The organism is Serratia ureilytica, assembly GCF_013375155.1.
Classification (GTDB): Bacteria; Pseudomonadota; Gammaproteobacteria; order Enterobacterales; family Enterobacteriaceae; genus Serratia; species Serratia ureilytica.
On record NZ_JABXOF010000014.1, the window covers coordinates 23,006 to 37,201 of the forward strand.

13 protein-coding genes are annotated in these 14,196 nt (G+C 60.5%); 4 read left to right on the forward strand and 9 right to left on the reverse strand.

Features of this window, described 5'->3' with window-relative positions:
• Positions 1-113: 113 nt before the first annotated feature.
• Positions 114-1,514 (reverse strand): nucleobase:cation symporter-2 family protein, encoded by a 1,401-nt coding sequence (locus HWW83_RS22635; RefSeq protein ID WP_176589565.1) that lies wholly within the window; start codon positions 1,512-1,514, stop codon positions 114-116.
• 240 nt (positions 1,515-1,754) lie between these two features.
• On the opposite strand from HWW83_RS22635, the gene gltS reads away from it, so the two are divergent.
• Positions 1,755-2,966, forward strand: a complete 1,212-nt coding sequence (gene gltS / locus HWW83_RS22640; protein WP_033645177.1) for a sodium/glutamate symporter — start codon at positions 1,755-1,757, stop codon at positions 2,964-2,966.
• 42 nt (positions 2,967-3,008) lie between these two features.
• Here the strand turns inward: gltS and recG are convergent, their stop codons facing one another.
• From recG to HWW83_RS22670, 6 genes are all read right to left on the reverse strand, one after another.
• Positions 3,009-5,090: an ATP-dependent DNA helicase RecG gene (gene recG / locus HWW83_RS22645; protein ID WP_176589566.1), complete on the reverse strand. Its 2,082-nt coding sequence runs from the start codon at positions 5,088-5,090 to the stop codon at positions 3,009-3,011.
• Positions 5,087-5,782, reverse strand: coding sequence for a tRNA (guanosine(18)-2'-O)-methyltransferase TrmH (gene trmH, locus HWW83_RS22650; RefSeq protein WP_004931227.1), 696 nt, complete (start codon positions 5,780-5,782; stop codon positions 5,087-5,089). Before trmH ends, recG begins: the two co-directional genes overlap by 4 nt.
• Positions 5,783-5,787: 5 nt before the next feature.
• On the reverse strand, positions 5,788-7,899 hold the full coding sequence (gene spoT, locus HWW83_RS22655; protein ID WP_015379445.1) for a bifunctional GTP diphosphokinase/guanosine-3',5'-bis pyrophosphate 3'-pyrophosphohydrolase: 2,112 nt from the start codon (positions 7,897-7,899) through the stop codon (positions 5,788-5,790).
• Positions 7,900-7,917: 18 nt separating this feature from the next.
• Positions 7,918-8,193 carry a DNA-directed RNA polymerase subunit omega gene (gene rpoZ / locus HWW83_RS22660; protein ID WP_004931221.1) on the reverse strand — a complete coding sequence of 92 codons (276 nt, stop codon included), beginning with the start codon at positions 8,191-8,193 and terminating at the stop codon, positions 7,918-7,920.
• A 54-nt stretch (positions 8,194-8,247) separates the two neighbouring features.
• Entirely contained in the window at positions 8,248-8,871 is a 624-nt protein-coding gene (gene gmk / locus HWW83_RS22665) for a guanylate kinase (RefSeq protein ID WP_033636481.1), read from the reverse strand.
• A gap of 211 nt (positions 8,872-9,082) precedes the next feature.
• Positions 9,083-9,700, reverse strand: coding sequence for a trimeric intracellular cation channel family protein (locus HWW83_RS22670; RefSeq protein ID WP_025304704.1), 618 nt, complete (start codon positions 9,698-9,700; stop codon positions 9,083-9,085).
• A gap of 253 nt (positions 9,701-9,953) precedes the next feature.
• Here HWW83_RS22670 and HWW83_RS22675 point away from each other — a divergent pair, with 253 nt between their 5' ends.
• Positions 9,954-10,388 (forward strand): DUF3574 domain-containing protein, encoded by a 435-nt coding sequence (locus HWW83_RS22675; RefSeq protein WP_047573283.1) that lies wholly within the window; start codon positions 9,954-9,956, stop codon positions 10,386-10,388.
• Between the two features lie 34 nt (positions 10,389-10,422).
• Here the strand turns inward: HWW83_RS22675 and HWW83_RS22680 are convergent, their stop codons facing one another.
• Positions 10,423-11,607: a NupC/NupG family nucleoside CNT transporter gene (locus tag HWW83_RS22680; RefSeq protein WP_089195310.1), complete on the reverse strand. Its 1,185-nt coding sequence runs from the start codon at positions 11,605-11,607 to the stop codon at positions 10,423-10,425.
• Positions 11,608-11,982: 375 nt separating this feature from the next.
• Here HWW83_RS22680 and HWW83_RS22685 point away from each other — a divergent pair, with 375 nt between their 5' ends.
• Complete coding sequence (locus HWW83_RS22685; RefSeq protein ID WP_042785594.1) at positions 11,983-12,372, forward strand: hypothetical protein; 390 nt, start codon at positions 11,983-11,985, stop codon at positions 12,370-12,372.
• Positions 12,373-12,426: 54 nt separating this feature from the next.
• Here HWW83_RS22685 and HWW83_RS22690 read toward each other — a convergent pair whose 3' ends face one another.
• The gene (locus HWW83_RS22690; protein ID WP_015379441.1) at positions 12,427-13,290 is read right to left on the reverse strand and encodes a YicC/YloC family endoribonuclease; all 864 of its coding nucleotides are present in this window, start codon (positions 13,288-13,290) and stop codon (positions 12,427-12,429) included.
• 126 nt (positions 13,291-13,416) lie between these two features.
• Between HWW83_RS22690 and rph the strand changes: the two genes are divergently transcribed.
• Complete coding sequence (gene rph, locus HWW83_RS22695; RefSeq protein WP_025160305.1) at positions 13,417-14,133, forward strand: ribonuclease PH; 717 nt, start codon at positions 13,417-13,419, stop codon at positions 14,131-14,133.
• The last annotated feature ends 63 nt before the right edge of the window (positions 14,134-14,196 follow it).

Here is a 14,196-nt window from a genome sequence, read left to right on the forward strand (position 1 = left end):
CGGTCAAAAAAGATACCCTGTTTATGCCGCAATTGGCCGGGCATCTCAAGGGCAATGGTCTGATAGACAATAAAAAACGGCCGCAAGCGGCCGTTTGAACGCCAATGGGCGGGTTACTTTTTCTCGTGTTCCTGCGGGAACACCAGGTTCAGCACGATGGCGGTAATGCCGCCGGCGGCGATACCGGAAGAGAGCAGGGTTTTCAGCCAGTCCGGCGCGAACTGCAGGATCAGCGGCTGCTGGGAGACGCCCATGCCGACGGCCAGCGACAGCGCCATGATCATGATAGCGCGCCGGTTCAGGCGTTCGCGCGACACGATGCGCACGCCGGAGGCGGCGATGGTGCCGAACATCACGATGGTCGCGCCGCCCAGTACCGGCTCGGGGATGTGCTGCACGAAGCCGGCCACCGCCGGGAACAGCCCCAGCGCGATCAGCATCAGCGCCACCACGAAGCCGACGTAGCGGCTGGCGACGCCGGTCAGCTGGATCACGCCGTTGTTCTGGCCGAAGCAGGAGTTGGGGAAGGTGTTGAACACCGCCGACAGCATCGAGTTCAGGCCGTTGGCCAGTACGCCCCCTTTCAGACGCTTCATGTACAGCGGCCCGCTGACCGGTTGTTCGGAGACGTCAGAGGTGGCGGTGATGTCGCCGATGGTTTCCAGCGAGGTGACCATAAAGATCAGCATCAGCGGCAGCAACAGATTCCAGTCGAAGCCCAGGCCGTAATAGAGCGGCGTTGGAATGGTAATCGCCACCGTCGGCGCCGCCGGAGCGTCGGCGGGCAACATGTCCATCGCCCAGGCCAGCAGGTAGCCGACCGCCATGGCGATCACCAGCGAAGCGACGCGCAGGTAAGGGTTGCGCTGGCGGTTCAGCAGGATGATGACCACCAGCACCGCGCCGGCCAGCAGCAGGTTTTTCGGCGAGCCGAAGCTGTGGTCGTTCATCGCGGCATAGCCGCCGCCGATCGAGGTCAGGCCGACCTGAATCAGCGACAGGCCGATGATCATCACCACGATGCCGGAAACCAGCGGGGTGATGATGCGGCGCGCCAGATGCAGCACGCGCGACAGCAAAATTTCGGTGCAGGAGGCGACCATCAGGGTGCCGAACAGCGCGGCCATCATGGTCGGCACGTCGGCGCCGCCGTTTTTCAGCGCCAGGCCGCCCATGATCAATGGCGAAACGAAGTTGAAGCTGGTGCCCTGAATCGACAGCAGCCCGGAGCCCACCGGCCCCCAGGTTTTGATTTGCAGAATGGAAGCCAGACCGGAAGCGAACAGCGACATGCTGATGATGTGTTGGGTATCCTGCGCCGGCAGACCCAGCGCCTGGCAGATCAACAGCGCCGGAGTGATCACCGCAACGAACATCGCCAACAGGTGCTGGCCGGCGGCAAACAGCGTTTGTGGCAGCGGCGGGCGGTCTTCGAGGCGATAAATCAGTTCGCTGGCGCGGGGTTCAGAGGCGGTTTGGCGTGCGGCATCAAGCTCGGAGGATGACATGCTCATGGTGTGGCGTTTCCAGATACGGCAAAGCAGGCATTTTAATGCGCCGCCCCGCAAAAGCAAACGGTTGCGCCTAAATATTATGTTGCCGACTTTCCCGTTTATGTCGCATTTTCATTCATTTTTTCTTGTCATCTCAGCGTTTTTTACTTCTAATCCTGCACTCATCAAGTTTAAAAACTACGTGGTTTTCTATAACTTATTATTTTTATTTGGATCTTTTCCCTTACATGGAGTACCTGGATGTTTCATCTTGATACTTATGGCACGTTAGTCGCGGCGACGCTGGTTTTGCTCCTTGGGGGCAAGTGCGTCAGAAGCATTCCTCTGCTGCGAAAATATACCATTCCCGCTCCCGTCGCCGGCGGTTTGCTGGTGGCCCTCCTGCTGTTAGTCCTGAAAAAATTCGCCAACTGGGAAATCAGCTTTGACATGTCGTTGAAGGATCCGCTGATGCTGGCCTTCTTCGCCACTATCGGCCTGAACGCCAACCTGGCGCGGTTGCGCGCCGGCGGCAAAGCGCTGATGGTATTCCTGTTCGTGGTGTTGGGGCTGCTGCTGGTGCAGAACGCCATCGGCATCGGCATGGCGAAAATGCTGGGGCTGGATCCGTTGATGGGCCTGATCGCCGGTTCGATCACCCTGTCGGGCGGCCACGGCACCGGGGCGGCCTGGAGCAAGCTGTTCATCGAGCGCTACGGCTTTGAAAACGCGACGGAAGTCGCCATGGCCTGCGCCACCTTCGGCCTGGTGCTGGGCGGCCTGATCGGCGGCCCGGTGGCGCGCTATCTGGTTAAACACTCCTCTACGCCGGAAGGCACGCCGGAAGACAGCGTGCAGCCGAGCGGCTTCGAGAAGCCGGAAAGTGGCCGCCTGATCACCTCGCTGGTGATGATTGAAACCATCGCTATGATCGCCATTTGTTTGAGCCTGGGGCAACTGATTGCCGGTCTGCTGAGCGGTACGGTGTTTGAACTGCCTAACTTCGTTTGCGTGCTGTTCGTCGGGGTGATCCTCAGCAACACGCTGGCCTTCACCGGTTTCTATACCGTGTTCGAGCGGGCGGTATCGGTGCTGGGCAACGTCAGCCTGTCGCTGTTCCTGGCGATGGCGTTGATGAGCCTGCGCCTGTGGGAGCTGGCTTCGCTGGCGCTGCCGATGCTGGCGATCCTGGCCGTACAGACGCTGGTGATGGCGCTGTACGCGATCTTCGTCACCTACCGGGTGATGGGCAAGAACTACGATGCGGCGGTGCTGGCCGCCGGCCACTGCGGCTTCGGCATGGGCGCCACGCCGACGGCGATCGCCAACATGCAAGCGATCACCGATCGCTTCGGCCCGTCGCATCTGGCGTTTCTGGTGGTGCCGATGGTGGGAGCGTTCTTTATCGATATCGCCAACGCCATCGTTATCAAGCTGTATCTGCTGCTGCCGGTGTTCCCGGCGGTGGGGTGATATCGCGAGTCATCATGAGAAGGGCGCCTGCGGCGCCCTTTTTTATGCGTTGGAGTAGCGCGCCTTCTCCGGCAGCCAGCGTTCGATCAGCGCCTGGGCGTGTTCCGGGTAGTGCTGATGGAGATGGCGAGCGACGCGTTGCACTTCGGGGATCATCGCCTGGTCGCGCAACAGATCCGCCACCTTGAATTCGGCGCTGCCGGTCTGGCGGGTGCCCAGCAGCTCGCCCGGGCCGCGGATCTCCAGATCGCGCTGGGCGATGACGAAGCCGTCGTTGCTGTCGCGCAGCACCTGCAGGCGCGTTTGCGCGGTTTTGCTCAGCGGCGTTTTGTACAGCAGCACGCAGTGTGAAGCCACGGCGCCGCGTCCTACGCGGCCGCGCAGCTGGTGTAGCTGCGCCAGGCCCAGCCGCTCCGGGTTTTCGATGATCATCAGGCTGGCGTTCGGCACGTCGACACCGACTTCGATCACCGTGGTGGCGACCAACAGCTGCAGCTCGCCCTGTTTAAACGCCTGCATCACCGCCTGCTTTTCCTGCGCTTTCATGCGACCGTGCACCAGCGCCACCTTCAGCTCCGGCAGCGCGGTTTTCAATTCTTCCCAGGTGGCTTCCGCCGCCTGCGCTTCCAGCAGTTCGGACTCTTCGATCAGCGTGCACACCCAGTAAGCCTGTCGCCCCTCTTCCAGACAGGCGCTTTTCACCCGTTGAATGATGTCGGCGCGGCGGGTATCGGGAATGGCCACGGTGGTCACCGGCGTACGGCCCGGCGGCAGCTCGTCGATAACCGAGGTATCGAGATCGGCGTAGGCGGTCATTGCCAGCGTGCGCGGGATCGGCGTGGCGGTCATGATCAGCTGATGGGCGTGGAAGCCTTGCTCTTCGCCTTTCTCCCACAGCGCCAGCCGCTGATGCACCCCGAAGCGGTGCTGCTCATCGATAATCACCAATGCCAGGCCGTTGAACTGCACCTGCTCCTGGAAGATGGCGTGGGTGCCGACCACCATCGATACCTGGCCGCTGGCGATGGCTTCCTGCTGCGCGATGCGCGCCTTGCCTTTTTGTTTGCCCGCCAGCCAGCCGACTTCCAGCCCCAGCGGCTCGAACCACTGGCGGAAATTGTTGGCGTGCTGCTCGGCCAGCAGCTCGGTCGGCGCCATCAGCGCCACCTGCTTGCCGTGCGCGATGGCGCGCAGCGCCGCCAGCGCCGCCACCAGCGTTTTGCCGGAGCCGACGTCGCCCTGCACCAGCCGCATCATCGGGAAGTCTTTTTGCATGTCGGCTTCGATGTCGGCCACCACGCGCGTTTGCGCGCCGGTCGGCGAGAACGGCAGCTGGGCGAGAAAACGGTTTTTCAGCCGATCGTCCGGCAGCAGCGGCTGCGCCTGATAACTCTGGGCGCCGGCGCGCACCGCCAGCATGCTGAGGTTATGCGCCAGCAGCTCTTCGAGGATCAGGCGTTTTTGCGCCGGGTGTTTGCCCAGCTCCAGATCCGCCAGCTGAATGTCCGGCGGCGGGCGGTGCAGGGTGTGCAGCGCCTGCGGCAGGCTCATCAGGCCGCCGCTCAACTCCGGCGGCAGCAGTTCGGCGATGGCGCAGGTATCCAGCAGCGCCAGCGCCTGATCGGTCAGCTTGCGCAGCGTGGCTTGCCGCACCCCTTCGGTGGTGGGGTAGACCGGCGTCAGCGACTCCTGCAGCTCGACCTCGCTGGCTTCGCCCTGAATACGGTATTCCGGATGAATGATCTCCGCGCCGTGGTTGCCGCGTTTGATCTCGCCGTAGGCGGTCACGCGGCGGCCGGTGGCCAGGCTGTTCTTCATTGCGGCGTTGAAATTGAAGAACCGCATGGTGAGGATGCCGGTACCGTCGCTGATCTGGCAGGTCAGCATGCGACGGCGGCCGAAGCTGATGTCGCTGCGCAGCACTTCCCCTTCTACCGTGGCGTAGATGCCCGGCAGCAGATCGTTGATCGGGTAGAGGCGGGTGCGGTCTTCGTAGCGCAGCGGCAGGTGCAGCAGCAGATCCTGAATGGTGTCGAGGCCAAGCTTGGCCAGTTTGCCCGCCTGGCTGGCGCCAACCCCGGAAAGCGTGGTGAGTGGGACAGCATCCAGCAGGCGGCCTTTCATTTGCGCACCGTCGCCTGCATGGCCGCCCACCATTCGGCGCTGGCGACCACCTGGCCCTGTTCGTCGATCTGCGGACGCGGCAGCCCCTTGCGCTTGGCCACGTTGGCCAGCACCGGATAGCCGCCTTCGAACAGCAGACGCTGCTGCTCTTCTTCGTCCAGCATGCTGTTGTCGCGGCGATACAGGCCGGCGTTTTGCCGCTGGCGCTGCGCCTCATACAGGATCAGCGCCGAAGCCACGGAGACGTTGAGCGATTGCACCATGCCGATCATCGGAATGACGATGTCTTGATCGGCGAGCGCCAGCGCTTCTTCGGTGATGCCGGTTTTTTCCTGGCCGAGCAGCACGCAGGTTGGCCGGGTGTAGTCCACCTCGCGGAAATCGACCGCGCGCGCAGACAGGTTGGTGGCCAGAATTTGCATGCCCTGCGCTTTCAGGTGGCCGACCGCGTCGCCGATGGTGCGATGGGTCTTGACGCTGACCCAGCTGTTGCTGCCGGCGGCGGAGGAAACCAGGGTGCGCATGCGGGTGGTGGGCCACACGGCGTGGACCTGATGCACGCCGACGGCGTCGGCGGTGCGGATAATGGCGGAGACGTTATGCGGTTTGTGCACTTGCTCCAGGCAGACCGTCAAATCCGGCTGCCGGGTCGCGAGCATTTCACAAATCCGCGCATAGCGTTCAGGACTCATAAGCGCTAGTTTCGGTTACGGTTAACTTTGATCACATCCGGCATGATACGGATTTTACGCATAATGTTTGCCAAATGGATGCGATCGCGGGTGGTCAAGCGGATAAAGGCGCTATAAACCCGACCGTCTTTCTCTTCGGTGTTCAGGCTCTGAATATTGGATTCGGCCGCGTTGATTGCCGCCGTCAGGTTGGCCAACGCGCCCTGGTGGTTAAACATATCCACCTTGATCTCGGCGATGAACTCCTGCTCGGTCTCTTTATCCCACTCGACCGCCATGAACTTCTCAGGCTCTTTCTGATAGCCGCGAATATTGCGGCAGGATTCATGGTGGATCACCAGCCCTTTGCCCGGGCTGACGTGAGCGATAATCGGGTCGCCCGGAATCGGACGGCAGCACTTGGCGAAGGTGATCAACACGCCGTCGGCGCCCTTGATGGCCAGGTTGCGCACGCCGGAGGTGGTGCCCAGGCTGGACTGATCGCCCTGCAGGTTCTTCGCCACCACTACGCTCATGGCGTTGCCGAGGCCGATTTCCGCCAGCAGATCGTCCAGCGTCGCCAGCTTCATGCGGTCCAGCTCGTGCTGAATGTTTTCCTGCGGGATTTCGGCCAGCTTGCGGCTGCCGCCCAACGCATGGTTGAGCAGACGGCGGCCGAGGCCGACGGAGTCGTCGCGCTTGAGGTTCTTCAACATCTGGCGAATCTTGGCGCGCGCTTTCGAGCTGACCACGAAGTTCAGCCAGGCGGCGTTGGGCCGTGCGCCCGGCGCGGTGATGATCTCGACGGTCTGGCCGCTGGTCAGCGACTGCGACAGCGGGTATGGCTGACGATCGACGCGTGCGCCGACGCAGGCATGGCCGATATCGGTATGCACCGCATAGGCAAAGTCGACCGGCGTGGCGCCGGCGGGCAGCTCGACAATGCGGCCTTCCGGGGTGAAAACGTAAATCTCATCCGGGAACAGATCGGATTTAACGCTCTCGATAAATTCAAACGAACTGCCGGCGCTTTGCTGCAGCTCCAGCAGGCTTTGCATCCAGCGTTGGGCGCGGATCTGCGCCGTGGTGCCGGTTTCGCCCTGTTCTCTTTCTTTGTAAGCCCAGTGCGCGGCCACCCCCATCTCAGCCATCTGGTCCATGTCTTCGGTGCGGATCTGCACTTCGACCGGCACGCCGTGCGGGCCGATCAGCGAGGTATGGAGCGATTGATAGCCGTTGGCCTTGGGAATGGCGATGTAATCTTTCACCCGCCCCGGGCGCGGTTTATACAGGCTGTGCACCTGGCCGAGTACGCGGTAGCAGGTATCGACCTCTTTCACGATCACCCGGAACGCGTAGATATCCATGATGGAATGGAAACGCTGTTCTTTCAGGTGCATCTTGAGGTAGATGGAGTAGAGGTGTTTTTCCCTTCCGCTGACGCGGCAGGCGATGCCGGCCTCGGTCAGCCGCCCTTCGATCTCGGAGAGGATTTTTTGAATCATCTCTTTGCGGTTGCCGCGCGCGGCTTTCACCACTTCCTTGATCACGCGATAACGGTTTGGGTACAGCGCCTCGAAGCCCAGCTCTTCCAGCTCGGTTTTCAGGTGATGAATACCCAGACGGTGGGCGAGGGGGCTGTAGATTTCCAGGGTTTCACGCGCGATGCGCCGGCGTTTGTCGGGGCGCAGCGAACCGAGGGTGCGCATGTTGTGCGTACGGTCGGCCAGCTTGATCAGCACGACGCGGATATCCTGCACCATCGCCATGATCATCTTGCGGAAGTTTTCCGCCTGCGCTTCTTTCTTGTCCTGGAACTTCAGCTTGTCGAGCTTGGAGACGCCCTCAACCAGTTCGGCGACGCTCTTGCCGAACAGCTGTTCCATATCTTGATAGGTGGCTGGGGTGTCTTCGATGACGTCGTGCAGCAACGCCGCCATCAGCGTCTCGTGATCGAGACGCATTTCCGCCAGGATGCAGGCCACGGCGACCGGGTGAGTAATGTAGGGCTCACCGCTGGAGCGTGTCTGGCCCTCGTGCGCGTCGCGCGCGACGAGGTATGCCTGTTTGAGGCGCTTAATCTGCTCCTCGGGCAGGTAACGTTGAATCAGCAGATTCAGGCTTTCAAACAGGTACAAGGCGGACTCGCAGTCTAATTAACGACGACCTTCAGCAATCGCGGTAACCGCTTGAATCTCTGCGGCTTCCTGCTCTTGCTGTTCCTGGCGCTCACGCACGTCGAGGATCTGGCTGGTGATCAGGCCTTCTTCGATTTCGCGCAGGGCGATAACGGTGTACTTGTCGTTCTCTTCCGGAACCAGTGCATCTTTGCCGCCGGTCTGGATCTGACGCGCCCGACGAGCAGCGACCAACACCAGGTCAAAACGGTTACCAATTTTCTCTACAGCGTCTTGAACAGTTACGCGTGCCATATTTGTGCTACTCCACAGGTGACGAAAAGACTGGGCATGATACTGAAACTGCCTTCAGTCTGCCAATAGTTTGCTGATTAAAGCGTCATGCCGCAGCAACTGGCGGCCCAAACGCAGGCGTTCGGCGCGAATGATGGTCTTCAGATCGGACAGCGCCAGATCGAAATCATCGTTCACGATCAGGTAATCGTACTCCGCGTAATGCGTCATTTCCGCCACGGCCTGAGCCATGCGTTTGGCGATCACCTCTTCGGAATCCTGCCCGCGCCCACGCAGGCGGCGGCCCAGTTCTTCCTTCGACGGCGGCAGAATGAAGATGCTGCGCGCCTGCGGCATTTTGGCGCGGATTTGCTGCGCGCCCTGCCAGTCGATATCCAGAAACACATCCACGCCGGTCGACAAGACTTGTTCGATGGCGGCGCGCGAGGTGCCGTAATAGTTGCCGAACACTTCGGCGTGCTCAAGAAACGCGTCCTGCTCGATCATCCGGCGGAATTCGTCTTTCGAGACGAAGAAATAGTGCTCGCCGTGATTTTCACCCGGGCGACTGTCGCGCGTGGTGTGCGAAACCGAAACCTGCGTGTCGTACAGCGGTTGCGTCTTTAACAAAGCCTGAATCAGACTTGATTTACCTGCGCCACTGGGAGCAGAGACAATATAAAGCGTGCCTTGAGCCATGATGATGTTCGTTGATAACGGTTGATATGCCAAAAACAGCGGATGTGTATTTTCTCCGCACAGTATACACGGCTAACGCGCCGGGTGCAGCGTTAGCTCGCATTTTGCCCGCGGCTTTGCGTGGAAAAAGCGCCGAAAGGGCGAATATGCGCGCTGAAGGGCGACATTTTTGCAGTTTTGGCCTCGGCGGCGGCGCGTTGCCGCCCCGAGATCAGTGATCCGGATGCTGGTAGTTGAACACCGGCAGGCCGAGGCGGAAGCGCAGGGCGATAAGACGCGCGCTCAGGCCGGCGACCAAGGTGAGGATCACCACCAGATTGTGCGGCAGGCTGAGGTGCTGCAGGCCGATATACAGCCAGGCGGCGCTGAAGGAGATGCCGGCGTAGATCTCCTTCTGGAAAACCAGCGGGATGCGGTTGCAGAACATATCGCGCAGCACCCCGCCAAAGACGCCGGTGATCACCGCGGCGATGGCGGCGATAATGGCGCTGTGCCCCATATCCAGGGCCACCTGCGCGCCGATGATGGAGAAGACGATCAGGCCGACGGCGTCGAGCACCAGGAACAGGCGGCGCAGATGGCGCATCAGAGGAGCCACCCAGGTGGTGACGATCGCCGCTATCGCGACGATGACGATGTATTCCGGGTGTTTGACCCAGCCCAACGGAAAATGCCCGAGCAACATATCGCGCACCGACCCGCCGCCGATTGCGGTGACAGAGGCGATGATGATCACGCCGAACATGTCCATTTGGCGGCGGCCGGCCGCCAGCGCGCCGGTCATGGCTTCGGCGGTAATGCCGATGATATAAAGGATGCTCAGTAACATAAGGGGTTCACAGCGTAATTGCGTCAGAATGATGGCCGGCAGGGTAATCGCCGCCGAGGACGCGCGCCACTGAGTTTTTTTCACCGATGGCGTTTCGGATTAATATAGCTAATCCAAACTCCATTTTTATTGCCGATAACCAGCCTTTTTTAACATCTGGCTGTTAATAAAAGCATTAGAAATTTCGCGCTAATTTCCATCGCTGACTATGATTTTTGCAGCGAATCCTTCAACCGAAAAATCGAGATTGCAGATGAAAAACTCCCCGAGACTGGCCGCCGGCGCCATGGTGGCTGCCCTGCTGCTGAGCGGCTGCGTGGCGCCAGGCCACCAGGCTGTTTCCCCCACCCCGGCTTGTCGCACCGGCGATCCGCTGGTGCAGACAACGCTCTACTTCGGCCTGAACCGGCCGGCGGGGCCGGCGATCACCGCCGCCGAGTGGCAAACCTTCGTCGATAGCCAGGTGACGCCGCGTTTTAAAGACGGGCTGACGGTGTTTGATGCCAAAGGGCAGTGGCTGGGTCACGACGGCAAGCTGGCGCGCGAGAACAGCAAGGCGCTGCTGTTGATCCATGCGCCGGGCAAAGAGAGCGAGGCGAATATCGAGGCGCTGCGCAGCGGCTATAAGCAGCAGTTTGCGCAGGATTCGGTAATGCGGGTGGATGCGCCGGTGTGCGTGGCGTTTTAAAGCGAACTCCCGGCCCTGCGGCCGGGAGTGGGGATTACAGCACCAGGCCGGCGATGGCCGCCGACAACAGGCTCACCAGCGTCGAGCCGTAAACCAGCTTCAGGCCAAAACGGGAAACCACGTTGCCTTGCTGCTCGTTCAGTCCTTTGATGGCGCCGGCGACGATGCCGATGGAGGCGAAGTTGGCGAACGACACCAGGAACACCGACAAAATGCCCAGCCCGCGCGGCGACAGCTCCGCCGCGATCTTCTTCAGTTCAATCATCGCCACGAATTCGTTGGCCACCAGTTTGGTCGCCATGATGCTGCCCGCCTTCAGGGCCTCCTCCGCAGGGATGCCGATCAGCCAGGCCAGCGGATAGAACACGTAGCCGAGGATTTGCTGGAAGCTGATGCCGAGCACCGCCGAGAACAGCGCATTGATGGCGGAGATCAGCGCGATAAAGCCGATCAGCATCGCCGCGATGATCATCGCAATTTTGAAGCCGGCCAGAATGTACTCGCCCAACATTTCGAAGAAGCTCTGATCTTCGTGCAGCTTGTTCAGCTTCAGCTCCGGCTCGTCTTCGACCTGATACGGGTTGATGATCGACAGGATGATGAAGGTGCTGAACATATTAAGGATCAACGCCGCCACCACGTACTGCGCGTCGATCATCGACATGTAGGCGCCGACGATGGAGAGCGATACCGTCGACATGGCGGTCGCGGCCATGGTGTACATGCGGCGTGGCGAGATGTCGCCGATGATGCCCTTGTAGGCGATGAAGTTCTCCGACTGCCCCAGCACCAGCGTGCTGACGGCGTTGAACGATTCCAGCTTGCCCATGCCGTTGACCTTGGACAGCAGGGTGCCCACCAGACGGATGATCAGCGGCAGGATGCGGAAATGCTGCAAAATGCCGATCAGGGCGGAAATAAAGATGATAGGGCACAAAACGCCGAGGAAGATAAACGCCAGGCCATCTTTGCTCATGCCGCCGAACACGAACTCCGACCCTTGTGCGGCGTAGGCGAGCAGGGTGTCGAAGAAGCCGGCGACGTGTTTGATCACGCTGAGCCCGCTGGCGGAGTGCAGGAAGAAATAGGCCAGCGCGCCTTCGATCACCAACAGCTGGATGATATAGCGCAGGCGGATTTTCTTGCGATTATTGCTGACCAGCAGCGCCAGGGCGATGATCACCACCAGGGCCATAATAAATTGCAGAATTTGTGGCATAAACGGTCCGTACGGTTCACGGGCAGGAAAAAAACACATTTAGCCACAGCATCGCCGTCCTTTCATTACCTTGCGTGATAATTAGAACAAAATACTTATGGCGTGCGGGATATCTTGCCGATTGTCATCCGCACGCGCTGCTCGGCAGTTTTTCATAAGCCCCCGAAGTGCCTTAGTGAGCCGTCTTCCATGATGCCTGCCGGCTCGCAGCCTGATGCAACCACCGTCCCGCACGTTCAGGCACCTGGAATCTGGCTCGCAATGGGCGATTTTTCATGGCGCAAAGCGTGGCTTTCTTGGCTGAGGAAGAGAAACATGTTTGGACAAGGCGCCGGTCGCGATCGGCGCGCATTTTATCGAACAAGGAGACGAATGATGAATATCGGCACGTTGCTCAGGGCGCTGGCCAACGGCGTTAATCCCGACACCGGCGAGCTATTGAGACCGGCTTCAGCGGCCTGCGCGCCGGAGGCTATCCGCCTGCTGTTCGCGTTGGCCGACGAGTTTGACGGTGAATCTGAACTGCAGAAAAAAGCCAGGCTGACGCCGGAAGAAAAGCGGCAGAAGAATCTGGCCGAGGGCCGGCCGGCCAATGCCTACTTCCCCTGGCCGGAAGAAGAAAAACTGCGGCTGCGCGAGAGCCATGCGGCCGGGGCGACGCTGGAGGCGCTGAGCGATGAGTTCGAGCGTTCAACCTGGAGCATTGCGGTGCAACTGCAGAAAATGGGGTTGATCGGTGAGGAACAGGCGGCCGCCTATCGCTGATCTATAGCCATAAAAAAGCCCGCGTGGCGCGGGCTTGATGGCGTGCGGAGCGGATCACTCGATGTTCTGGATCTGCTCGCGCATTTGCTCGATCAACACCTTCAGCTCGATGGCGGAGGCGGTGACGTCGGCATTGATTGACTTGGAGGCCAGGGTGTTCGATTCGCGGTTGAATTCCTGCATCATAAAGTCGAGGCGGCGGCCGACGGCTTCTTTCTTCTTCAGGATGTTGTGCGTCTCTTTCACGTGCGCTTCCAGGCGGTCCAGTTCTTCGGCGACGTCGATGCGCTGCGCCATCAGCACCAGCTCTTGCTCCAGGCGAGTGTTTTCCAGCTGCACCTGCGCCTCTTCCAGCTTGCTGACCAGGCGCTCGCGCTGCCATTGCAGGATGTTCGGCATCTGGGCGCGCACTTTGACCACTTCGGCGCTGACGCCGTCGAGGCGCTGTTCGATCAGCGTTTTCAGCGCGGCGCCTTCGCTTTCGCGTGCGACGATAAAGTCATCCAGCGCGCCGTCCAGCGCTTGCATCAGCTCGGCGCTGATGGCGTCCAGATCCTGCTCCTGCGCGGACATCACGCCCGGCCAGCGCAGCACGTCGATCGGGTTGATTTCCCCTTCGTCGCTCTGCATTTTCACCCAGTTGGCGGCTTCGACCAGCTGTTTGGCCAGTTTTTCGTTCAGGATCAGCGAGCTTTGCGCGCTTGGATCCAGTTCAAAACGCAGGTTGCATTCGACTTTGCCGCGGGTCAGGCGGCCACGGATACGTTCACGGATCACCGGCTCCAGGCTGCGGAATTGTTCCGGCAGGCGGATGTAGGTTTCTAAGTAGCGCTGGTTAACGGAACGCAGCTCCCAGGCTGCGCTGCCCCATTCACCCTTGATTTCACGCCGGGCGTAGGCGGTCATGCTGCGGATCATTGATGCGTACCCGTAATAGGAAAAGATGGGGCGATTATAGCGTCGCGGCTGCGGGCAGGATAGGCATTACGTCACGAAGCCCGTATAATGCGCAGCCAATAGTTGATTTGAAGCCGGAGAGAGCCCATGCGTCCTGCAGGCAGAGCACCACAGCAAGTTCGCCCCCTGACACTGACCCGTCACTATACCAAACACGCTGAAGGTTCAGTGCTGGTTGAGTTTGGCGATACCAAAGTCTTGTGCACCGCCACGGTAGAAGAGGGCGTTCCGCGCTTCCTGAAAGGCCAGGGGCAAGGTTGGATCACCGCCGAGTACGGCATGCTGCCGCGCTCCACCCACAGCCGCAACGCCCGTGAAGCCGCCAAAGGCAAACAGGGTGGCCGCACGCTGGAGATCCAGCGCCTGATCGCCCGTTCGCTGCGCGCCGCGGTGGATCTGAAAAAGCTCGGTGAATTCACCATCACTCTCGACTGCGACGTACTGCAGGCCGACGGCGGTACCCGCACCGCTTCCATCTCCGGCGCCTGCGTGGCGCTGGCCGATGCGCTGAACACCCTGGTGGCCAACGGTAAGCTGAAAGCCAATCCGATGAAGGGCATGGTGGCGGCGGTTTCCGTCGGCATCGTCAACGGCGAAGCGCTGTGCGATCTGGAGTATGTGGAAGATTCCGCGGCGGAAACCGACATGAACGTGGTGATGATGGAAGACGGCCGCATGATTGAAGTGCAGGGCACCGCCGAAGGCGAGCCGTTCAGCCACGATGAGCTGTTGGCGCTATTGGCGCTGGCCCGAGGAGGCATCGAAACCATCTTCCAGGCGCAGAAAGCGGCGCTGGCGGACTAATTTTTCAAGGCGACTGAGAAGTCGCCTTTTTTATGCCCGCCGATCGGGCGGCAGTAATGACAA